This is a genomic window from Pseudomonas sp. MMS21 TM103 (assembly GCF_022132145.1).
Classification (GTDB): domain Bacteria; phylum Pseudomonadota; class Gammaproteobacteria; order Pseudomonadales; family Pseudomonadaceae; genus Aquipseudomonas.
On the sequence record NZ_JAJISP010000003.1, the window covers coordinates 39,785 to 60,310 of the forward strand.

At 57.5% G+C, this 20,526-nt stretch carries 22 protein-coding genes; 18 read left to right on the forward strand and 4 right to left on the reverse strand.

Annotation, left to right across the window (positions count from 1 at the left end; translation table 11 throughout):
- The first annotated feature begins 405 nt into the window (after window positions 1-405).
- The 4 genes from LJY18_RS11335 (at window position 406) to LJY18_RS11350 (ending at window position 6,226) form a co-directional block, all read left to right on the forward strand.
- Window positions 406-3,099, forward strand: coding sequence for a CHASE domain-containing protein (locus LJY18_RS11335; RefSeq protein ID WP_238041922.1), 2,694 nt, complete (start codon window positions 406-408; stop codon window positions 3,097-3,099).
- A gap of 32 nt (window positions 3,100-3,131) precedes the next feature.
- Window positions 3,132-4,739 carry an FMN-binding glutamate synthase family protein gene (locus LJY18_RS11340; protein ID WP_238041923.1) on the forward strand — a complete coding sequence of 536 codons (1,608 nt, stop codon included), beginning with the start codon at window positions 3,132-3,134 and terminating at the stop codon, window positions 4,737-4,739.
- Between the two features lie 87 nt (window positions 4,740-4,826).
- Complete coding sequence (locus tag LJY18_RS11345; protein WP_238041924.1) at window positions 4,827-5,438, forward strand: LysE family translocator; 612 nt, start codon at window positions 4,827-4,829, stop codon at window positions 5,436-5,438.
- Between the two features lie 65 nt (window positions 5,439-5,503).
- Window positions 5,504-6,226: a substrate-binding periplasmic protein gene (locus LJY18_RS11350; protein WP_238041925.1), complete on the forward strand. Its 723-nt coding sequence runs from the start codon at window positions 5,504-5,506 to the stop codon at window positions 6,224-6,226.
- 167 nt (window positions 6,227-6,393) lie between these two features.
- Here LJY18_RS11350 and LJY18_RS11355 read toward each other — a convergent pair whose 3' ends face one another.
- The 3 genes from LJY18_RS11355 to LJY18_RS11365 form a co-directional block, all read right to left on the reverse strand.
- Window positions 6,394-6,765, reverse strand: a complete 372-nt coding sequence (locus tag LJY18_RS11355; RefSeq protein WP_238041926.1) for a nuclear transport factor 2 family protein — start codon at window positions 6,763-6,765, stop codon at window positions 6,394-6,396.
- Window positions 6,766-6,914: 149 nt separating this feature from the next.
- Complete coding sequence (locus tag LJY18_RS11360; protein WP_269137806.1) at window positions 6,915-7,217, reverse strand: cell division protein ZapA; 303 nt, start codon at window positions 7,215-7,217, stop codon at window positions 6,915-6,917.
- Window positions 7,214-7,462 carry a hypothetical protein gene (locus LJY18_RS11365; RefSeq protein WP_238041928.1) on the reverse strand — a complete coding sequence of 83 codons (249 nt, stop codon included), beginning with the start codon at window positions 7,460-7,462 and terminating at the stop codon, window positions 7,214-7,216. The genes LJY18_RS11360 and LJY18_RS11365 overlap by 4 nt, the downstream gene beginning before the upstream one ends.
- A gap of 507 nt (window positions 7,463-7,969) precedes the next feature.
- Here LJY18_RS11365 and LJY18_RS11370 point away from each other — a divergent pair.
- From LJY18_RS11370 to LJY18_RS11390, 5 genes are all read left to right on the forward strand, one after another.
- Window positions 7,970-9,313 (forward strand): erythromycin esterase family protein, encoded by a 1,344-nt coding sequence (locus LJY18_RS11370; RefSeq protein WP_238041929.1) that lies wholly within the window; start codon window positions 7,970-7,972, stop codon window positions 9,311-9,313.
- Window positions 9,314-9,428: 115 nt separating this feature from the next.
- Window positions 9,429-9,659: a hypothetical protein gene (locus LJY18_RS11375; RefSeq protein WP_238041930.1), complete on the forward strand. Its 231-nt coding sequence runs from the start codon at window positions 9,429-9,431 to the stop codon at window positions 9,657-9,659.
- Complete coding sequence (locus LJY18_RS11380) at window positions 9,656-9,829, forward strand: hypothetical protein (protein ID WP_238041931.1); 174 nt, start codon at window positions 9,656-9,658, stop codon at window positions 9,827-9,829. The genes LJY18_RS11375 and LJY18_RS11380 overlap by 4 nt, the downstream gene beginning before the upstream one ends.
- A complete protein-coding gene (locus LJY18_RS11385; RefSeq protein WP_238041932.1) occupies window positions 9,811-11,196 on the forward strand; it encodes an alpha,alpha-trehalose-phosphate synthase (UDP-forming) in 1,386 nt (461 codons plus the stop codon). Before LJY18_RS11380 ends, LJY18_RS11385 begins: the two co-directional genes overlap by 19 nt.
- A 156-nt stretch (window positions 11,197-11,352) precedes the next feature.
- Window positions 11,353-11,664, forward strand: a complete 312-nt coding sequence (locus LJY18_RS11390; RefSeq protein ID WP_238041933.1) for a hypothetical protein — start codon at window positions 11,353-11,355, stop codon at window positions 11,662-11,664.
- A gap of 461 nt (window positions 11,665-12,125) precedes the next feature.
- Here the strand turns inward: LJY18_RS11390 and LJY18_RS11395 are convergent, their stop codons facing one another.
- Window positions 12,126-13,088 carry an integron integrase gene (locus LJY18_RS11395; RefSeq protein ID WP_238041934.1) on the reverse strand — a complete coding sequence of 321 codons (963 nt, stop codon included), beginning with the start codon at window positions 13,086-13,088 and terminating at the stop codon, window positions 12,126-12,128.
- 470 nt (window positions 13,089-13,558) lie between these two features.
- On the opposite strand from LJY18_RS11395, the gene LJY18_RS11400 reads away from it, so the two are divergent.
- The 9 genes from LJY18_RS11400 to LJY18_RS11440 all read left to right on the forward strand — a co-directional run bounded on the left by LJY18_RS11400 (window position 13,559) and on the right by LJY18_RS11440 (window position 20,371).
- Entirely contained in the window at window positions 13,559-14,251 is a 693-nt protein-coding gene (locus LJY18_RS11400) for a hypothetical protein (protein WP_238041935.1), read from the forward strand.
- Window positions 14,252-14,354: 103 nt separating this feature from the next.
- Complete coding sequence (locus LJY18_RS11405) at window positions 14,355-15,245, forward strand: DUF2971 domain-containing protein (protein WP_238041936.1); 891 nt, start codon at window positions 14,355-14,357, stop codon at window positions 15,243-15,245.
- Between the two features lie 90 nt (window positions 15,246-15,335).
- Window positions 15,336-16,175, forward strand: a complete 840-nt coding sequence (locus LJY18_RS11410) for a hypothetical protein (protein ID WP_238041937.1) — start codon at window positions 15,336-15,338, stop codon at window positions 16,173-16,175.
- An 86-nt stretch (window positions 16,176-16,261) separates the two neighbouring features.
- Window positions 16,262-16,663 (forward strand): hypothetical protein, encoded by a 402-nt coding sequence (locus LJY18_RS11415; protein ID WP_238041938.1) that lies wholly within the window; start codon window positions 16,262-16,264, stop codon window positions 16,661-16,663.
- A gap of 109 nt (window positions 16,664-16,772) precedes the next feature.
- Window positions 16,773-17,195 carry a HEPN family nuclease gene (locus tag LJY18_RS11420; RefSeq protein ID WP_238041939.1) on the forward strand — a complete coding sequence of 141 codons (423 nt, stop codon included), beginning with the start codon at window positions 16,773-16,775 and terminating at the stop codon, window positions 17,193-17,195.
- A gap of 143 nt (window positions 17,196-17,338) precedes the next feature.
- Entirely contained in the window at window positions 17,339-17,647 is a 309-nt protein-coding gene (locus tag LJY18_RS11425; protein WP_238041940.1) for an NIPSNAP family protein, read from the forward strand.
- A 627-nt stretch (window positions 17,648-18,274) separates the two neighbouring features.
- Window positions 18,275-18,436: a DUF2986 domain-containing protein gene (locus tag LJY18_RS11430; RefSeq protein ID WP_238041941.1), complete on the forward strand. Its 162-nt coding sequence runs from the start codon at window positions 18,275-18,277 to the stop codon at window positions 18,434-18,436.
- Window positions 18,437-19,085: 649 nt separating this feature from the next.
- Window positions 19,086-19,472, forward strand: coding sequence for a hypothetical protein (locus tag LJY18_RS11435; RefSeq protein ID WP_238041942.1), 387 nt, complete (start codon window positions 19,086-19,088; stop codon window positions 19,470-19,472).
- A gap of 95 nt (window positions 19,473-19,567) precedes the next feature.
- A complete protein-coding gene (locus LJY18_RS11440; protein WP_238041943.1) occupies window positions 19,568-20,371 on the forward strand; it encodes a class I SAM-dependent methyltransferase in 804 nt (267 codons plus the stop codon).
- Window positions 20,372-20,526 lie beyond the last annotated feature (155 nt).

Consider the following 20,526-nt stretch of genomic DNA (forward strand, 5'->3'; position numbering starts at 1 on the left):
GGCCATAGACAGAAATTGTTGAGTGCTGACCGGGCATTGTCGCCGAGCAGTAGCACACTCGTTCCAAAGCGCAGAGTGTGCCACAACCGGCGCGGCTTCGTCCCCACGACAGACAAGTGCCTGCAGGGTGCGAGTAACTGCCTCTAAAACGCCCACCCTGGCTGCCCTGACTTGTGGTGTGAGTTATCTTCCGCTAGCTTTCGGGCCATGCAGTGACGCACCCACGGACAAGAAGCCTAGCCCCTCCCTCGCTAATTTTTCGTTGCGCCCCAAAAAGTATATTTCACCCGCTAGAACCAGTGCGCTGTCTCGGATTGCTGCTGACCTGCTTGCTTGAATGAAGACCAAGCCTGAATCGGCCGCCAAGACAGTTGGACAACCCGCATCAACGGAGCCCTTCAGTCCATGCAGACTGCACCCTTTGCCGCCGTGCCACTGCCTGTGAAAATATTGCTGCTTGCTCTGGCCTATGCCGTAGCAGGCCACCTGGCGCTGATGCTGGCCATTCCGCCGGGGTTCGCCAGTGCCATCTTTCCGCCTGTGGGGATCGCCCTGGCCGCAGTGCTGATCTGGGGGTACCCCATGCTCGCCGGGGTGTTTCTCGGCTCGACCTTGCTGAATCTCAGCATCGGTTTCATCAGCTTCGAGCAACTGAGCCTCGAGGGCCTGCTGATCGCCATGGGCATCGCGATCGGCACCTCATTGCAGAGCCTGGTCGGCAGCTGGCTGATTCGTCATTTCGTCGGCTTCCCCACCTCGCTCACCGATGAACGCAGCATTTTCCTCCTGCTCATTATTGGCGGGCCGCTGGCCTGCCTGATCAGTGCCAGCGGCGGCGCTGGCGTGCTCTACCTGAGCCAGGTCATCACGGCCGCGCAATTTCCCTTCAGCTGGTGGACCTGGTGGGTCGGCGACAGCATTGGCGTGTTGATCGCCACCCCGCTGATGCTCATCCTCTTCGCCCAGCCCCGCGCCCTCTGGCGCAGCCGCGCTGGCAGCGTGGGCCTGCCGCTGCTGATCAGCTGCAGCATCATGGTGCTGATCTTCATCCGTGCCAGCGAAGCCGAACAGAACAACCTGCGCCTGCGCTTTCACGAACAGGCCAAGATGATGAGCACCAGCCTGAAGTTCCGTTTCGAGCTTTACGGCAAAGCGGCCCAGTCCATAGAGCGGTTTTTTTCATCCTCAGCTCAGGTTTCCAGGCAAGATTTCGCCCGTTTCGTGGCGAATCTGCCGAGCACCTATCCAGGGATCACCGCGGTGAGCTGGGACCCATTGATCAGCGCCGACCAGCGTGCGCGTTATGAGGCGCAGATGGTCGCCGAAGGCTTTGCAGGGTTCCGCATCAGTGAAAACAACGACTCGGACGAGCAAGTTGCCGCGGCACAACGAGAGGTCTATGCCCCGGTAACCTTTGTCGAGCCCTTCGCGGCCAACGCCAAGGCACTGGGTTTCGACGTGCTGTCCAAGCCGCAGAGACGCCAGGCCTTGGAGAAGGCTCGGGATAGCGCCAGGGCGGTGATGACGGCACCGATCACCCTCATCCAGGACAACGCAGCGCCGCAACCCGGCGTATTGCTGCTGTACCCGGTCTACATGGGCGATCCGCCCCTCAGTGTTGGCGAGCGTCACCGTGAGTTACGCGGCTATGCGGTGGCGGTGATCCGGATTGCCGACCTTATTGACAATGCACTCCAGGCCTACCCGGGAGACAGCTTCCAGTTGCAGTTGCTCGATATTACCGACGCCACGCCGCAGCCCCTGTATGGCCAAGCCAGCGCCACGCTGCCGCCCTATGCGGCAGGGTTGCTCTGGCAGGAGTCGTTTGAGGTGGCCGGACGCATGCTGCAGCTGTCGATCTCGCCAACCGAAGCCTTTCTGCAACGCAACCATGGTCTGCAGCCTTGGGCGGTGCTGGCAGGCGGCCTGTTGCTATGCAGCCTGCTCGGCGGCTATCTGCTGACCATCACCGGTCGCGCCGATCAGATTCGCCATCAGGTCAAGCAACGCACCCTGGAGCTGAGTGCCATCCTGGAAAGCGCTGCCGAAGGCATTCTCATATTCGATGAGCAAGGCCTGATCGAACGCGCCAATCCTGCCAGCAGCCGCCTGTTCGGCTATCCCGCCAGTGCGCTGCTCGGCAGGCAGATTGGCGGCCTGATCCCCATGCTGCACCGGCACTCTGGGGAGCATTGGGATGCCATGCTTGGCAAGCCGCTGGAGGTCACTGCAAACAATGCCGATGCCCAACAGCTGGAACTGGAGATCAGCCTCAGCCGCTATGAGCTGCCGGGGCGTCAGCGCTATATCTGCATGGCCCGTGACATCAGCGCACGGAAACAGGTCGAACGCCTGAAAAGTGAGTTCGTCTCCACCGTCAGCCACGAGTTGCGCACCCCGCTCACCTCGATCAAGGGGTCGTTAGGCCTTTTGGCGGCGGGTGCTGTGGGCGAGCTGCCGGAGAAGGTGCGCGAGCTGGTCTGCATCGCGCAGAGCAATTCGGAACGCCTGATCAGCCTGGTCAACGACATTCTGGACATCGAGAAACTCGAATTCAGTCAAACCAGCATCCAGCTCAGCCGCACCGACTTGCGGCCCCTGCTGCATGAAGCGCTGCGGCATAACCAGGGATACGCCGACAGTTTCGAGGTGCACCTCAGCCTGGATGACCAGGCACTGCCGGAGCAGGTACCGGTCGTAATCGACAGCCTGCGTCTGCAACAGGTATTGAGCAACCTGATCTCCAATGCAGTGAAATTCTCCGACCCACAGAACCAGGTGCAGATATCCGCCGCAATCATCGCCAATGAAGTCAGGGTCCAGGTGCACGACCATGGTCCCGGCATCGCCGAGGAATTCCGCGAACGCATCTTCCAGAAATTCGCCCAGGCCGATGGTTCGGACAGTCGCCGCAAAGGCGGCACTGGGCTCGGCCTGAGTATCTGCAAAACCCTGGTCGAACGCATGAACGGCAAGATTGGCTATAGCAGTGTGCTGGGCGAAGGCAGCACCTTCTATTTCACCCTGCCGCTGGTCAGGCATGACAATGCAGCCGAGCGTGCAGCGATCGACGAACGCCCACCCGCCCATCTACATTGACGCCTCGCCCTGCCTTGCCATTGGGAGCCTGCATGACCTTGTCGCTGCTCAGCCGTTACGCCTTCTTCGCTTTTTGCCTGCTTTTCACCCTGCTTAGCCTGGCGTTCCTGCAGCACGAATGGCTATGGCCCTTGACCCTGATCAGCGCCGTGCTGAGCCTGATCGGCATCGGCGACCTGTTGCAGAAGCGTCATGCGATCCGCCGCAACTACCCGGTACTGGGCAATATCCGCTACCTGGTCGAGAGGGTCCGCCCGGAAATCCGCCAGTACCTGCTGGAAGCCGACCGCGAGCAGCTGCCCTTCTCCCGCTCCCAGCGTTCGCTGGTCTACGCGCGGGCCAAGGAGGAAGTCGCCGACAAGCCGTTCGGCACCCTGCTGGACGTCTACCAGAGCGGCTTCGAGTTCATCGGCCACTCGATACGCCCGGCGCCACTGACCGATCCGGCCGGATTCCGGGTGACCATCGGCGGGCCGCAGTGCAGCCAACCCTACTCGGCATCGCTGTTGAATATCTCGGCGATGAGTTTCGGCTCGCTCAGTGCCAATGCCATTCGTGCCCTGAACAAGGGCGCCAAGCTGGGAAATTTCGCTCACGACACCGGCGAAGGCAGCATCAGCACCTACCACCGCGAACATGGCGGCGACCTGATCTGGGAGCTGGGCAGCGGCTACTTCGGTTGCCGTAGCAGCGATGGCCGGTTCGACCCGCAGCGCTTCGCCGTCCAGGCGCAACAGCCACAAGTGCGGATGATCGAGATCAAGCTCAGCCAGGGCGCCAAACCCGGCCACGGCGGCATTCTGCCAAAGCAAAAGGTCACTGCGGAGATCTCCGCGACCCGCGGTGTGCCGATGGGCGAAGACTGTATATCGCCGGCGCGGCACAGCAGCTTCTCCACGCCGCTCGAACTGCTGCAGTTCATTGCCCAGTTGCGCGAACTGTCCGGCGGCAAGCCCGTCGGCTTCAAGCTGTGCCTGGGTCACCCCTGGGAGTTCATGGGCATCGCCAAGGCCATGCTGGAGAGCGGGATATATCCGGATTTCATCGTCGTCGACGGCAAGGAAGGCGGCACCGGCGCCGCGCCGCTGGAGTTCACCGACCATATGGGCGTACCCATGCGCGAAGGCCTGTTGTTCGTGCACAACACCCTGGTCGGTTGCGGCCTGCGCGACAAGATCAAGCTCGGCGCCAGCGGCAAGATCGTCAGCGCCTTCGATATCGCCTGCATGCTGGCCATCGGCGCCGACTGGGCCAACTCCGCGCGCGGCTTCATGTTCGCCGTCGGCTGCGTACAAAGCCGCTCCTGCCACACCAACAAATGCCCGACCGGCGTCGCCACCCAGGACCCGCTGCGTCAACGCGCCCTGGTGCCCGAGGACAAGGCCCAGCGGGTGTTCAACTTCCACCGCAACACCCTCAAGGCGCTGGCGGAGATGCTCGCCGCCGCAGGCCTCGAGCACCCGGCGCAACTGGACGCCCGCCATCTGGTGCGGCGCATTTCTGCTAGCGAGATCAAGTTGTTCTCGCAGCAACACGTCTACCTCAAACCGGGCGAGTTGCTCGACGAGCAGATCGAAGGCAAGTTCTACCAACGGATGTGGAAAATGGCCCGCGCCGACAGCTTCGACGCGGCACCCTGAGTGCAACCGCTTGACCGATGCCTCCGGTATAGCCAGCATCCTCCAAGGCAAGCACAACAAGCGCCCTCCTCTCCCACGGACAACCCTATGGCCCTGCACAGCTGGTTACTTTATCTCGCCGCCGTCATCGGCCTGTCGCTGACACCAGGGCCCAACGGCCTGCTGGCGCTGACCCACGGCGCCCTCTATGGCCACCGCAAGACCCTGTGGACAGTGGCGGGCGGGGTGATTGGTTTCGCCGTGCTGATGGCCCTGTCGATGTTCGGCATCGGCGCTCTGCTGCAGGCCTCGGCCAACGCCCTGAACATCCTCAAGTGGATCGGCGGCGGTTACCTGGTCTGGCTCGGCATCCAGCTCTGGCGCGCCCCGCCGCTGCACCTCAGCGCGCCTGTTCTGGCAGTCGCAAAACCGGGCCCTGCGCTGTTTCGCCAGGGCCTGCTGTCGGCGCTGTCCAATCCCAAGGTGATCCTGTTCTTCGGCGCCTTCCTGCCACAGTTCCTCGACCCGCAAGGCGACCTCTGGATGCAGTTCGCCGTGATGGCCCTGACCTTCGCGGTCGTGGAAGGCCTCGTCGAGTACGTGCTGGCGCGCGCTGCCTACCGTATCCGCCCCTGGCTGGAGCGCAGCGGCAAAGGCTTCAACCGCTGCTGCGGCGGACTTTTTGCGATGATGGGCGCGGCCTTGCCGATGGCCCGCTAGTCTTGCCCTTCACTATCACCACCAGGCAGGCCATCAGTTGCCTGGCAAAAAACGAACACCCGACTATGCGCTGCCTGTCACTCGCCCTGATTCTGTTGAGCCTGGGTAGTACCGCCGAGGAACGGCCATTACGTTTTGCCGTTAGCGAAAGCTGGGCCATGCCCATGATCCACATCGAGCATGGCCAGGCCACCGGCGGCATTCTCTATGACCTGCAACAACGGTTGGCCGAGAAAGTCGGCCGCCGCGCCGAAATGCTGGTGCGCCCGCGCCTGCGCATTCAACAAATGCTGGTGCGGGGTGAAATTGACGTGCGCTGCTACGTCAACCCGGCCTGGCTGAACGAGTCGCACCATCAATACATCTGGAGTGTGCCGTTCATGGTCCAGCGCGACCTGCTGGTCGGACGGGACAAGCAGCAGCTGCAGATCAGCCAGATGCAGGGCGAGACAATCGGCACCGTACTGGGCTTCACCTACCCCGAACTCGCGCCCTTGTTCGCCAGCGGCCACCTGCGGCGCGACGACGCCCGCACCCAGGAGCTGGTGCTGGATAAGCTCAAAGCCAGGCGTTACGACTACGCCATCAGCAACGAACTGACGCTGCAGTGGTTCAACCGCCAGCAGCCGGCTGGGCATAACCTTCAGCCGCAGCTGGAAATTTCCTCTGACATTGTCGCCTGTATCGTCCGCGACGAACCGGACGTGCCGACCATGCGGGTGCTGCGCGCCCTGGTGCAGATGAGACAGGCGGACGAGTTCGAGACCATCCTTTCCCGCTACCGTTGATTGGCCACTGACACGCTGCTTGAGGAGCCCCTGTACTGCACGCAAATTAAAAAGCCAAGACGCAAGTCTTGGCTTTGGGAGTGCTAGGGTCTGTTGGCGTTTCCTTGCAGGCGCGCGCCGGAGCCTGGGGTCATCGCCTGCACCCGATGGTTTTGATTGTTCGTCGCCTAAGCATGGTAGTAATACAGCTTGTTAACGATCACCCAGTCTTGCCCGATCTTCAGCAGCGCCAGGTAGTCCGTGAACTTCAGGTCGAAATACAGATCGGTCATCTTTACCGCGGCCGCATCACCCGTTATATCGATGCTTTCCACCTCCCATACCGGCTCGGTACTGCTCGGGGCAGGGCCTTCGGCCTCGATGGCGGCGATGAAGTCATCCAGCGATAACCACTCCAGCTCGCCATGATAGTGGCCGATGATCCGGCAGTCGGGATGGAACGCCTGTCGCAGCCGGGCTTGGTTCGCAAACACCATACCCTCTACATAATTGCGCACCACCTGGTTGATTGCTTGCTTGTCTGTCGCGAGCGCCGTCATAGTTTTAACTCCTGCGCCGCTCGGCACTCTCCAGTGGCCGGCAGTGGGAGCCGATTGACAGCCCTTCCAAGGGCTGGCCAATAAAACAGACTAGCAGCGCGCCACGATGCAGACGGGCTTGCCCCGACAGTCGGCGGTTGTATTTGGCCTCACGCCTGGTGGATCAAACCGGCGATATCGGCGACCCTGGCGCTGACTGCGCCCTCGAGACGCTCGATGTTTTGCCGATGACGCTGCTCCAGCTCGACCTGCTGCGCACACAACTTCAACGCCGTGAGCACCAGCAGGCGCTCGCCGATCAGGGTCGTCGACTGGGCTTTGGTCTCCGCCAGCAGGCGCTTGAGCAGCAGCGCCGACGCGGTCAACTCCGCTTCTTGGCCAACAGGCACCCTGATGCTGTAGTCATTGCCCAAGACTGAAATGACCTGGATCGATGCACCGTCACCACTCATACGTTAGCCGGGCTCGCCTTGACCGTGTTGCTGCCAGTCGCCAGTTCCACCAGGGCCTGGATCCGCTGGATAGTGGCGCCGTGCAGTTCTTCCTGCTCGATCGCGCTCAACTGCAGGGTCTCGTTTTCATCCTTGATCTGCGCCAGTTCGCTGCTCAATTGCACGTTTGTGCTCTGCAGCGCCTTGTTCGCCTGCACAAGGTCACTGACCAGCTGTTCCAACTGACTTAGGCTATTTTCCAACATATTGATTACTCGAGCTTTTTGGCGGGCCGCCACAATAAAGAAAAGCCCCGGGAGAAGCCAGGTGTCGCCAACCACCATTTTCGACCAGACGTCGCCCCATATCGGCAATGCCCCCTGCTAGAGGTCAGAGCCCTGGAGTCGCCACCCCCCGCGGGACCAGCACAATTCAGCGGTTGTGAAAATATCGAGCGCCGTAGCGAGACCCTCTCCAGTGTTCGCGGATAGGCGCGCTGCGTGACAAGCCGGGGGACTCAGTGAGCTGAATGCTCCTGCTTTTCACGCCGCACAACGTCAGCGGCGGGCGTCTGGAGGCGGTCCAGTAGGCGAGTGTTTTTCCACAATCGCTAACAGTCGCTCCGACAGCACCGGTGCGCCGCGAGTTCCCTTAACCGGCAGACGGTTACCAGGGCGCTAGGCACAAACGAGGTGCGTTCGTCGCCGCACAAGAATCCGTGAGCCTGGCCGCACTACGCTGATAAGTGATTGATTCGTGAGCTGAGGTGCGTCATGGGATCCCCGATCGAAATTGCCAACCGTGCACCGGCGCAGGCAAGCGAGCTGCCTGCCCTCCTCCGCCAATACGCCGAGCCTCTGCCGGATCTGCACAGCAGCGCCTTCGCCGAACTGTTCGACCGCTACGGTGATGCCCGCGTGGTGCTGATCGGCGAGGCCAGTCATGGCACCTCGGACTTCTACCGAACCCGCGCCGCCATTACCCAGTGCCTGATCGAACGGCACGGCTTCAACATAGTCGCCGCCGAGGCAGATTGGCCGGATGCCGCGCAGCTCGACCGTTTCGCCCGCCAGCGCGATACCTCGGCCTGGACCCAAAGCGCCTTTACCCGCTTCCCCACCTGGATGTGGCGCAACACCGATGTATCGCGTTTCATCCACTGGCTGCACCATCACAACCAATCGTTGCCCGCGGACCAGCGCGTCGAGTTTCGCGGCCTGGATGTCTACAGCCTGCGCAACTCCATGGCCGAGGTCCTGCATTACCTGGATCAGGTCGACCCGCAGCAGGCCCAACAAGCACGCCAGCGCTATGCCTGCCTGTCGCCCTGGCAGGACGAGCCGGCGCGCTATGGCCTGTTCGTCGAACACGGCAACGGCGGCTCCTGCGAAGATGCCGTGGTCGCCCAGCTCAACGACCTGCTGGGCAAACGCCTGGAGGCCTTCGAGCAAGACCACGAAGACCTCTTCAATGCCGCGCAAAACGCCCGGGTAGTGCGGGCGGCCGAGCAGTACTACCGGGTCATGTACCGCGGCTCCGCCGCCTCGTGGAACCTGCGCGACCGGCATATGTTCGAGACCCTGCAGGCCCTGCTGCAACACCGCGGCCCTGCGGCGAAAGCCGTGGTCTGGGCGCACAACTCGCATATCGGCAATGCCGCCGCCACCGCCATGGGCTGGCGCGGCGAGTTCAACATCGGTCAACTCAGCCGGATTGCCTGGGGGCACGACGCCGTCCTGATCGGCATGGGCACTGACCATGGCCAGGTGGCCGCCGCCGATGACTGGGATGGCCCCATGCACATCAAGGACATCCGCCCGGCGCGCGCAAACAGCTGGGAATATCAGTTTCACCAGAGCGGCCTCGACGCCGTCCTGTTCGACTGGCGTGACCCCAAGCACCAGCCCCTGCGCGACGGACTGTCGACCCTGCTGCTCGAGCGCGCCATCGGCGTCATCTACCGGCCACTGACCGAGTTGCAAAGCCACTACTTCCAGGCCGTGCTGGCCGATCAGTTCGATGCCTACATCTGGTTTGACGAAACCCAGCCGATCAAACCGCTAAGCGCCCCCGACAGCGCAAGTCACGATGACGAGACCTACCCGTTCGGCATCTAGTGGCCCTCTCCCCGGCCGTCCGGCGGGGGGCTGCAGGGCAGCGATGCTATTCTTAGCTCATCGCCGCCCGCACGGATGCGTCGACGCGGCGCAGGCAGCTATGAGGGCAATCCCCATGTCCTGTCCGCTCAATCAGGGGCAAACCGGCGCGGGCGCGACCTCGCGTAGGCACCCCTCGGCGGGTGCCCGGATCAACGCCTGGTTGAGCAAGCGGGCAGCGGGTTGCGCGCAGCTTCTCGATGTCGATGGCCCCCTGCCGGACATTCCCCAATCTCCCGATGCGGTCAGCGTAACGGACGTGTTGCCCGCCGCCCTGGCCCAGGCGGCCAGGGAGCTGGCGCCATGATCGGGCAGCCGGGCGCGCTCGAACTCGGCCTGCTGGCCGAGGATCTGCCTCCGCTCGCCGGCCAACGCTGGGGCAACATCCCTCAGACCTGCTCGATGGCCGGGCTGATCGACAGCGGCATGCGCCTGTCGGGCGGCTGGAAGGAGGGGCTATGTCGCGGCTCGTGGTGATATCCAACCGGGTAGCGATCCCCGACGAACAGGGCCGACCCGCCCCGGGCGGCCTCGCCGTAGCGGTGGAGGCCGCCATGCAGGGACGCGACGGGCTGTGGTTCGGCTGGAGCGGGCAGATGTCCGAGACACCGCCGCCGCCCGTGACCATCGACTCCGGGCACATGAAGTACGTGCTTACCGACGTGCGCCCGCAGGATTTCCGGGAGTACTACAACGGCTTCGCCAACCGTGTGCTGTGGCCGATCCTGCACTATCGGCTGGATCTCGCGCAGTTCAACGAGTCCGATCTGGAGGGCTACCTGCGGGTCAACCAGTTTTTCGCCGAGCGCCTGAGCCCACTCCTCAAGCCAGACGACCTCCTCTGGGTGCATGACTACCACCTGATGCCCCTGGCCCTGGCCCTGCGCGCGCGCGGCCACGCCAACCGTATCGGCTTCTTCCTGCACATTCCGCTGCCGCCGCCTGACCTGCTCACCGCCCTGCCCCGCCATCGCGAGGTGGTCGGCGCGCTCACCGCATACAACCTGATCGGCCTGCAGACCGCCAACGATGCGAGCAACTTCACCCGCTACCTGACCCAGGTGATCGGCGCGACAACCCACGACGGACGCCACTATCACCTGGGCAACCAGCACTTTCAGGTCGGTGCCTTCCCGGTCGGGGTCGATGCCGAGGGCTTTCGCCACCTGGCCCAGCAATCGGCGCAGGGAGACTTCGCGCGGGAGCTCGCCAACAGCCTGGCCGGCCGCGCCCTGCTGGTGGGTGTCGACCGCCTCGACTACTCCAAGGGCATCGTCAACAGGTTCGACGGCTACGAACGTTTCCTCGAGCGCAACCCCGAATGGCACAACCGCGTCACCTACCTGCAGATCGCCCCCGGCAGCCGCTCTGACATCCCCGAATACGCCGAGATCGACTCGATCGTCAACGCCAAGGTCGGCCACATCAATGGCCGCTTCGGCGCCGTCTGCTGGGTGCCGCTGCGCTACGTCAGCCGCAACCACCGACGCGAGGACGTCGCCACGGTCATGCGCCTGGCCCGAGTCGGCCTGGTCACACCGCTGCGCGACGGCATGAACCTGGTGGCCAAGGAATTCGTCGCTGCCCAGGATCCGGCCGACCCCGGCGTGCTTATCCTCTCGCAGTTCGCCGGTGCCGCTGCCGAACTGGATGCGGCGCTGATCATCAACCCGCATGACCGCGATGCCCTGGCCGAAGCGATCAAGCTCGCCCTGGAGATGCCGCTGGAGGAACGCTGCAGCCGTCATCGGCAGCTGTTTGCGGCGCTGCTGGCCAACCCTATCCAGGCCTGGGGACAGAGCTTTATCGAGGCCCTGCTGCAGCCCGCGCCGGCATCAGCCTGAGCGCTCGCCCCGGCGCCCGTCCGCTGACCGGTTCCACCGAGCGTGTGCGCTATACCTTTAATGAGTACGCACCCACAGTGCCGCAATGGCGCCTGCGTGCCAGACGGTTCAAGCCATACCGTTCGCGCCATTGCTTTCATCGCGAGGAGACAGGTCATGATGATTGCCCGTTGGAGCATCGATGCGAAATTTGGCTACAAACAGAATGTGATCGACTTGATGCAGCGCTGGATGCGCGAGATCGCCCCGCAGGTCGGCCTGGACACGGACAAGATGCGCCTGCTCACCGGCTCGGTCGGTGCACTGGAGGCCACCGTTCAGGCCGAGCACCTGATCGATGACCTCACCGAACTCAATCAGGTGTGGGAAAAACTGGCGACGATCGCAGCCCACAAGCAATGGAGCAAGGATCTCGAGCCGCATGTCGTTTCCGGGACCAGCCGCTGGGAAATCTACCGGGTTCTGTAACCCGTCCCGGTCCCCAATCAGCGATGGATGTGGACAGGCCTGGCGACCGTCCCTACCGGTGCTCAAGGCCAACCACATCGGCAACGCGAGCCGAGCTTGATCAACGCCCTGCCATGGCCGGGGCGGCCGTCCGGCTGACGGTCGCCGCCAAGCGCCGTCAGCGCCTGCCCGGGCACAAGTGTGTGTTGCCAGGCCGCAGGAGCCTTGGCTTGGCGCGAACGACTCACTGCACTATGCTCGGCCAATCCAAGGGAATGCCAGCTCCCCACCTCTCCGGCAAGGACCGCCGTCACTCCCTGTGTTTCTTGTCATTCAGTCGCCAGCCCCGTAGTGCGTAGGGGCGGCGGTAGCCTGCCTGAGTCAGCGCTAGCAGCCTGCCGGACTCGACCGTCCGGGTAATAGGAAACACGGGTATCTCTGTAAAGATTTGCAGCGTAAATCGTCGGCGTCTCCTGTGCAGCTCAACGATCCAGCGGACTCAGCACAGCAAAACCGCCGCGGTTGAGTACATGGGTATAAATCATGGTCGTCTTCACATCAGCATGGCCCAACAACTCCTGCACCGTGCGGATATCCTGGCCGCCTTCCAGCAGGTGGGTGGCGAAGGAGTGCCGTAACGTGTGCGGGGTGGCCAGCTTGACGATACCGGCCTCCTTGACCGCCGCTTTGCAGGCACGCTGCACCCGCTTCTCGTCGAGATGATGGCGGCGCACCTTGCCACTGCGTGGATCTCGCGATAGACCGGCGGCAGGAAAGGCATACTGCCAAGCCCACTCCACCGGCGCCTTCGGGTATTTTCGCTCGAGCGCGAAGGGCAGATACACGTCGCCGCGTCCAGCCTGGAGTTCCGTCTGGTGGATGGCCCTCACCACGGCCAGGTGTCCTTGCAACGGCGGAATCAAGCACTGCGGCAGCACCGTGACCCTGTCCTTCATTCCCTTGCCGTCACGGATCAGGATCTCCTGCCGAACGAAATCCACGTCCTTGACCCGCAAACGCATGACCTCCATCAAACGCATGCCCGAGCCATACAGCAGACTGGCAACCAGCCAGAGCTCACCTTCAAGACGCGACAACACATGCCGAACCTCGGCAATACTCAACACCACGGGTAAACGCACAGGCTTTTTCGCCCGGACGACTTTCCCAAGCCATGGCAGATCCAGCTTGAGTACCTGCTTGTAGAGGAACAACAAAGCAGCCAGCGCCTGGTTCTGCGTGGATGCGGAGACATCTCGGCGCACAGCAAGATCGGAAAGAAACGCTTCGACTTCAGCAGCCCCCATTTCCAGCGGGTGGCGGTAGTGGTGAAATCGAATAAAACGCCTGACCCACTCGCAATAGACGCGCTCTGTCCGAATCGAGTAGTGTTTGAGGCGAATCTGCTCGCGCATCTGATCGAGCAACCGGGGCCTTCCGTCCATGGTGTATAACTCCCTTATACGGTCATCCGACCGCTGCAATGCCTAGCCTAGACAGGGATAGACGAGAGGACAAGGAATGTTATCCACCACGATCGTAAAAGCGTTATCACACCAATTGGTGTCTATTTATAGTTAGCCAATCGCTTTCAGCTTGTTTGGTTTTGTATCGTGTACATCAGCAACATCGCTCCACTGCTTAATGCTTCACAGATCATCGAAATTTGTATTTACTGAACTACCGCGGCCACTAACGGGGCAGAGTCAAAACCGCAGACAGTCAGTAGCATTGCAAACATTAAATTTAATGCGTTTCGCCAGGTTCAGCGCGTAACGCGTTACAAGCAGGGAAGGCGGTACTTTAAATTATGCGTACATCCGAGCGTCTAACAGTTGGTTCAAATCGCTCGCTGCGCTCGCTGGGACGGGCTAAAGCCCGCCCCTTAACCAAACGTTAGATTACGGAGCCAGCTATGTTGGTCGCTGACACTTTTGAACAGCTTCACTGCAGGCTTCGTACTGTAAACGTTGACGTTCCCGAACGATCTAAGGGGCGCACACAGGATCATGTAGAAATCTATTCGGTAGTGCGATTGTTGGGCTCGCTTCCCTTTAAATTGGATGATTTCCCACTTGCTATCGAAAAGCGGGAGCGCCCCGATTTTCTTCTAACGCTTGCTAAATCTCGCATTGGGATTGAGCACACCGAGGCGATTCCCGAAAACACTGCAAAGGAAGCCTTTCTTCGTTCCCAAGGCCACGGTCCAGATCTTCACTTTACGCGCCCCGCTAGCCTTACAGAGGCGCGCAAGAGCAGATCGGCCCTCATGGCCGAGATCGAGGCCGACAAGCCTTCACCTGGATGGGTAGGTGATTCTGTTGAGCGAAGCTGGGCCGAGGCAATGGCCCACTTCATCGGCAAGAAGGTAGAAGTTGCAGGTCGAGAAGGCTTCACGCTGTTCGATGAGAATTGGCTTCTTGTGTACGACAACTGGCCAGGCGCTGCACTGCAACACCAAAAAGCAGTACCCATACTGTTGTCACACCTGCACATCAAAAGTCCTTGGAGCACGTTTTCTCGTGTATTCATACTCGACGAAAGCGTCCTTCTAGAGCTTTGCCAAACTGGTTGCAGCTTTCATGCTGTAAACCATTGCGTGCCGTAATCTAACAATGCGCTCAAATCGTTCGCTTCGCTCACTGGGACGGGCTAAAGCCCGCCCCTTAGCTTAATCGTTATATTTTTCACGAAGTCATTGGGTGCATGAGATGGCCAGAGTAAAGATGGGATCAAGTGTTACAGGTCACATGCCTATATGGCGCTATATTTCTCTGGATAAACTTGTAAATCTACTAGAAACCGAATCACTTTATTTCACACCACTCTCACTTTATGAAAAGTCTGATCCTTTCGAAGGCTATATGCCTAAGGTCGGGCTTGAAGCCTTGGCTAACCTCTTAGGGGCTTCCGACGATAAGCTTGAGCATATACATGAACAGCTTAAGATAATGTCTGAAAACTCAAGAAACGCTGGAATAAACAACCCAAACGGCGAAGAACTTCTTAAGCAATTCCGCATAAAACTTGACGCACAAAAAGAACTATCTAAAGAAATATACAAAAAAACAACTAAAGGCATAACCGTAAACTGCTGGCATTACAACCTGTCCGAATCTGAAGCCATGTGGAAACTATATTCAGAAAATGGCAAAGGACTTGCCATAAAAACCAGTATAGCGTCACTCAAAAGCTCAATAGAATCCATTGAACAAGATTTATTAGTACACATAGGGCGCGTAAAATATCTTGATTTTTATGATGAAAATATTACTCCCAAAGACTGCGTTACCGACGGCCACTTATCTCCTCTTTTAAAACGCGCCTCCTTTAGTCATGAAAACGAAATAAGGCTATTTACTGTCCCGGACATCGAATATGAGTCGCTGCACGAATTTGAGCCAACGGCAAAATCGGTAAAAATTAGCACCAATAAGCTCATTGAGCAGATATACATATCTCCATATGCAGGCGAGCCTTTCTCATCTAGTGCTATAGCAATATGTAAAAAATATGGAATTAATCCAGAGCTAATAATTGAATCAAAGCTATTAAGCGGTCACCAAGAGCTTCTGGATATCCTTGCCACAAGAAAAATATAACAACTGGTTCAAATCGTTCGCTTCGCTCACTGGGACGGGCTAAAGCCCGCCCCTTAACCAAACGTTATATTGCATTCGCAAGGAGGCGCCGTGATAGTCAAATTAGAAAATAGGCTTGTTGCATTTTTAGATGTGCTTGGTTTCTCAGCACGCCTGGAGAGTGAAGATATTGAGTCACTACACCGGCAGTATTCCGCTTTTATTGATGAAGCAAAGAATGCGACATTTTTTGCAGCGCAAGGCGACAACACAGGAAGGAAGAATTTTGAATTTTCACAATTCCTCTTCGACTCAATTGTATTAGTCTCCTGCCCAATAGATGATGTTTACAATACCAACAATTTTGTCAGCGCAGTATCGTTACTGCTTGAGCTCGGCTTCAAGAATAAGCTACCACTTCGAGGAGCAATAAGTCAGGGTGACTTCCTATACGATCAAGAGAGAAATATTTTTCTAAGCGAACGATTCCCAGAGCTTGCTAAATTTGAGCTTAAACAAGAGTGGGCAGGCTGCTCTGTTTTAAAGCATGCAGAAGAAACAATCTTGAATTCAGCTCTAGGCGTATCCCGGATACCGGAAAATCAAATACGAAATCAACTTTTCCATCGTTACACTGTACCGTTGAAAAACGGAGAATCTTTTGAGTGCCTTGTACTTAACTATCTGTTCTTTCTCTCCGAAAAAGATATTCTTGAAGGCATTGACTACCTGATACCTGGCAAAAAAGAACACAATATTCAGTATTTCGACTTCCTCAAAAATCTACCGCTTCAAGTCCAAGAGTTAGAGCCTGCTTTTTTACCGGCGGTATATTGCGCCGTTGTCACTACTCGCAGCGGCATGCGTGCCAAGTTCACAGATGCTGAGGGTAATCCTTGCGCACCAGGTGTAACTGAGTTCACTTGGAAAGCCGTAGGCCGGTGGTACTAAATGCAATATAACAACTGGTTCAAATCGTTCGCTTCGTTCACTGGGACGGGCTAAAGCCCGCCCCTTAACCAAACGTTAGGTAACACATGCACGAATTCATAACCCCAATACTAGACTGGCTTAGCACTACGCATGGCTCCGAAATACGGGGTCAATATGGCTGGGTGACGGTATTGATGGTCGTAGTTGTAGCTGCGCGCCATATCTCGAAGAACGAAGCCACATTACAAAAAAAATGCTTAAAAAATAAAATAGCCACAACGCTTTCCGAAAAAGAGTTATCGGCATCAGCTATTGTTGAAAAAGACAACCACCAATCAAAACATCATGCCAAATTACTAAAAGTAAATAATGACTACAATTTAGAAATTCGCATTTCCTCGCCCGAGCTTGCAGAAAAAACAATTAGCAAGAAAATGAATACCATTGAAGAACTTGAATTTTATCTTTCCGAGCACACATGTTTTTTACTATCAGACTTCAAATAGAAAGCCAGCAATGCGAGCTTCACCTAACAAATGGTTCAAATCGTTCGCCTCGCTCACTGGGACGGGCTAAAGCCCGCCCCTTAACCAAACGTTATGAGCACCATTAATCATGGGCAACTACACAAATCTTGAGTTGGATTTTATAGAAAGAACGATGGCCCTCATCGAGCAATACACCAATTTAATTCAAGGGAAGCCGTTCGCAGAGCAATTGAATTACACACTAACAATAAATTGCCTGCTAGGGCTTGTAGTAATGCCTAAAGAGCGAGTTATAAACTACATACCTAAAGAACAGCTAACCAGAGAAACCTTGAACAAAATGGGCCTAACCCATTCCACCGTTGACGACTCGATCAAAGATCTAAGCGAACTCATTAAAAATCTAAGACACTCAATCGCCCATTTCAGCATCGAAGTTATCTCCGAGTGCGACAAGAAGCTAATTGACTTCATTGAATTTAAAGGCACGAAAAAGCAACCCGCTATAATTGCTAGATTTAGAGCCAATGAAATACTTCCATTCTTGTAATATTACGCAAGCAGCCTAATTCAAAACATGAAGAATCATCGTGCTTAAAGCTCATAACAAATGGTTCAAGTCGCTCGCTTCGCTCACTCGGGACGGGCTAAAGCCCGCCCCTTAACCATACGTTAGGCATATAGGGAAATACTATGGTTACCTGCTATCTCAGATACATAATTGATCCATATAAAATCAAAGAATTTGAACACTACGGAAAACTGTGGATTCCATTGGTTGAAAAATTCGGCGGCAAACACCACGGTTACTTCCTGCCATTAGAGGGCGCAAATAATGTTGCGCTCGCTATGTTCACATTCTCAAGCTTGGCTGAGTACGAACAATATCGGGAAAAATCGCTTCAAGACACAGCCTGCATAGCTGCCTTCAAATACGCTGAAGAAACCAAATGCATAATCAGCTACGAACGAACGTTCTTCAGGCCCGTGTTCAATGCCTAACAAGCGGTTCAAATCGCTCGCTTCGCTCACTGGGACGAGCTAAAGCCCGCCCCTTAACCAAACGTTAGGCTATACATGCAATCCATAGACACATCGCTGACCGGGAACATAAGAACACTCGCCCAGCTTTCGTACGCCTTTGGATTACCCGGCGCAGCATTTGTAGTGAAGTACTTTTACGACATCTATGGCGCTGGAACAAAGCTTCCATCCGTTTTCTACATGCCACCAATAGGTATTGTTTTTCTTTTGCTCTCTTTAATTCTTGCTCCGGCAGTTCACAAAAGCATGATGCCGAATTTGAATTCTTGGATTTCACGCGGAATAAAGGCATCTCAAATAAATCCTGGTACTCCAGCCTCGTATGGGGCCCTGCGCAGGGTTTCCATCATGAAATTTATTCGCTTTGTTATTCTATGTTCCCACCCATGCTTTCTAATTTTGCTGACTGCAGCAATAATTCAATACCTGGCCGCCTAACAAGCGGTTCAAATCGTTCGCTTCGCTCACTGGGACGGGCTAAACCCGCCCCTTAGCTTGTTCGTTACACACTAATAACACGCAGCAGGACCCTGATCAATACTCTATAACTGGCATCATTCAGACTTCACTAGTTGAGTAAAACACATGAATCGACGTAAAAAAATAAAACAGTTATTAAAGGCTCACGCAAAAAAAGCCAGTGCCAAATTGGCGCCCAAAAAGAAGTCTACATACATTAGTAAAGCTGACCGATTGAAGATAGCGACCGAAGCCAGTCAAGACTCAACCATCTCTGCTGAGAGCTGATATAGGCATCCAAAGAGCCAAGGCAGCGCTATAGAATGGCCGTTACGGAACTCTGCGCGGTCGCCCATAACAAGTCGCTGAAATCGCTAATTTCATTTACTGGGACGGGCGCCCCATAACCAAACGTTAGGCCTCGCATGAAAACTGTACTCATCATCACTATATTAACGTTCATCGGCGGATGTGTGGGAATACACACAGATACTCAGTAATCCAAAACATCAAAGGCCACAGATATATATTATGCAAATGGCACCAAGCACTTCTGGAGCAAGCGCGATCACCCCGAAAATGGCAAGGTGACCTTAGAAGCATAGCGAAAGTGGTGCGGCGTTACTGTATGGGCGATAGTTCCCATCCCATTAAAACTGCCCATATGGAAAAATTACATCGACGTATACTTCGAAAACAATGAGCCCACCACACGCAGCGAAGGCTGGGTAAGCCTTGGTAATTTTTATGCTTGCGGGCCTGGCGTATGGCTTGGCTCAGTAATTTCCAATGGTACAGAAGCTTCTTTGTGCATCGCAGAGTGAACCTGACACGTATTTAAAATCGTTCGCTTCGCTCTCTGGGACGGGCTAAAGCCCGTTCCTTAACCTATCGTTAGGCTGCACAGTCATCTTCTACTGCAGCAGAGGGAACCACGATGCGCATCGCTAAGCAGGACATACCCGTCAGGATCGATATACCCGGCGCTGTTGCCCGCCAACTGACAAACTTCGGCGACTCCGCCGGATTCGGCATGATTAGCGGCGAATACTTCACCCTCGGCAGAGGCACGGATATCGCCCCTTTGCTTCAAGGGCTGGAGGGCGACCTGTGCCAATCTCCGCATTGGGGTTACGTGCTGCAGGGCGAACTCACTGTGACCTATGCAGATGGGACAAATGAGTTGATCAGCGGCGGTGACATCTTCTACTGGCCACCCGGACACACGGTCAAAGTCGGCCAGGATGCGGAGTTGATCCTCTTCAGTCCGCAGCATGAGCACAGCCAGGTGATAGATCACATGTTGAACAAATTGGCTGGCTGAAGCGGAGGCCTGACCATCAATCCAAGCCGACCCCGCTTCGCGGCTCGGCTCAATTCAGGCGTTAGGCATCGCATGATGCATAGAAGGCCCTGACCATGGATCGCAAGCATGTGTCCGACACCTGGGCGCGCGGCAACCCTTACGAGCAGTACGTCGGCCGGTGGAGCCGTCAGGTCGCGCCCAGGTTTCTCTCGTGGCTCAACATTCCGCCGGGCCGACGCTGGCTCGACGTGGGATGCGGCACAGGCGCGCTGTGCGCGGCGATTGCCGACCACTGCTCCCCGTCATCGGTCGCGGGCGTCGATCCTTCCGAGGGGTTTATCCAGACCGCGAGGGCGGATCTGGCGGGCCGGGTGACGCTGTACCTGGGCAGCGCAACGGCAATCCCGCTCGACGACGCTGCGGTCGACGTGGTGGTCTCTGGGCTGGCCCTGAACTTCATTCCAGACCAGCACGCCGCACTGCTTGAGATGGCGCGGGTAACCGGCAAGGGCGGTACGATCGGCGCATACGTCTGGGATTACGCGGGAAAGATGGAGCTTATGCGCTTCTTCTGGGATGCGGCCAGCGAGCTCGACCCGCACGCCGCGATGCTCGATGAAGGCGCCCGATTCCCCTTGTGTCGCCGAGAGGCACTGGCAACGCTTTTCGCCAGCACCGGACTGCAACAGGTCGAACTGGCGCCCATCGACATAGCGACACCGTTTGCGGACTTCGATGACTACTGGCAGCCGTTCCTCGGCGGCCAGGGGCCGGCTCCCGCCTATGCCATGTCGCTCGACGAAACCGCCAGGGCGCGCCTACGGGACCGCCTAAGGGCGCGTCTACCAACCGCAGCGAACGGGTCGATCTCCTTGACGGCAAGGGCTTGGGCGGTTCGCGCAAGCGTTGCAAGGTAGAAGATGCCCAGCCACGGGTAACGGCTTGTCGATCATTCCTGCCATCAAACGGGACGCTTGGCTGTGCCAGTTGCCGCCGCAGCGGCGCGGGGGACACCAGACCGACCAGCAGGTCCGCACCCGCTTGTTGCCCAGGACCCGCACCGCTTTGTCGT

What these genes read in the sequence shown, in the direction of transcription:
- LJY18_RS11335 (WP_238041922.1), top strand. Translation starts at nt 406, where the DNA reads ATGCAGACTGCACCCTTTGCCGCCGTGCCACTGCCTGTGAAAATATTG.
- LJY18_RS11340 (WP_238041923.1), top strand. Translation starts at nt 3,132, where the DNA reads ATGACCTTGTCGCTGCTCAGCCGTTACGCCTTCTTCGCTTTTTGCCTG.
- LJY18_RS11345 (WP_238041924.1), top strand. Translation starts at nt 4,827, where the DNA reads ATGGCCCTGCACAGCTGGTTACTTTATCTCGCCGCCGTCATCGGCCTG.
- LJY18_RS11350 (WP_238041925.1), top strand. Translation starts at nt 5,504, where the DNA reads ATGCGCTGCCTGTCACTCGCCCTGATTCTGTTGAGCCTGGGTAGTACC.
- LJY18_RS11355 (WP_238041926.1), bottom strand. Translation starts at nt 6,765, where the DNA reads ATGACGGCGCTCGCGACAGACAAGCAAGCAATCAACCAGGTGGTGCGC.
- LJY18_RS11360 (WP_269137806.1), bottom strand. Translation starts at nt 7,217, where the DNA reads ATGAGTGGTGACGGTGCATCGATCCAGGTCATTTCAGTCTTGGGCAAT.
- LJY18_RS11365 (WP_238041928.1), bottom strand. Translation starts at nt 7,462, where the DNA reads ATGTTGGAAAATAGCCTAAGTCAGTTGGAACAGCTGGTCAGTGACCTT.
- LJY18_RS11370 (WP_238041929.1), top strand. Translation starts at nt 7,970, where the DNA reads ATGGGATCCCCGATCGAAATTGCCAACCGTGCACCGGCGCAGGCAAGC.
- LJY18_RS11375 (WP_238041930.1), top strand. Translation starts at nt 9,429, where the DNA reads ATGTCCTGTCCGCTCAATCAGGGGCAAACCGGCGCGGGCGCGACCTCG.
- LJY18_RS11380 (WP_238041931.1), top strand. Translation starts at nt 9,656, where the DNA reads ATGATCGGGCAGCCGGGCGCGCTCGAACTCGGCCTGCTGGCCGAGGAT.
- LJY18_RS11385 (WP_238041932.1), top strand. Translation starts at nt 9,811, where the DNA reads ATGTCGCGGCTCGTGGTGATATCCAACCGGGTAGCGATCCCCGACGAA.
- LJY18_RS11390 (WP_238041933.1), top strand. Translation starts at nt 11,353, where the DNA reads ATGATGATTGCCCGTTGGAGCATCGATGCGAAATTTGGCTACAAACAG.
- LJY18_RS11395 (WP_238041934.1), bottom strand. Translation starts at nt 13,088, where the DNA reads ATGGACGGAAGGCCCCGGTTGCTCGATCAGATGCGCGAGCAGATTCGC.
- LJY18_RS11400 (WP_238041935.1), top strand. Translation starts at nt 13,559, where the DNA reads ATGTTGGTCGCTGACACTTTTGAACAGCTTCACTGCAGGCTTCGTACT.
- LJY18_RS11405 (WP_238041936.1), top strand. Translation starts at nt 14,355, where the DNA reads ATGGCCAGAGTAAAGATGGGATCAAGTGTTACAGGTCACATGCCTATA.
- LJY18_RS11415 (WP_238041938.1), top strand. Translation starts at nt 16,262, where the DNA reads ATGCACGAATTCATAACCCCAATACTAGACTGGCTTAGCACTACGCAT.
- LJY18_RS11420 (WP_238041939.1), top strand. Translation starts at nt 16,773, where the DNA reads ATGGGCAACTACACAAATCTTGAGTTGGATTTTATAGAAAGAACGATG.
- LJY18_RS11425 (WP_238041940.1), top strand. Translation starts at nt 17,339, where the DNA reads ATGGTTACCTGCTATCTCAGATACATAATTGATCCATATAAAATCAAA.
- LJY18_RS11430 (WP_238041941.1), top strand. Translation starts at nt 18,275, where the DNA reads ATGAATCGACGTAAAAAAATAAAACAGTTATTAAAGGCTCACGCAAAA.
- LJY18_RS11435 (WP_238041942.1), top strand. Translation starts at nt 19,086, where the DNA reads ATGCGCATCGCTAAGCAGGACATACCCGTCAGGATCGATATACCCGGC.
- LJY18_RS11440 (WP_238041943.1), top strand. Translation starts at nt 19,568, where the DNA reads ATGGATCGCAAGCATGTGTCCGACACCTGGGCGCGCGGCAACCCTTAC.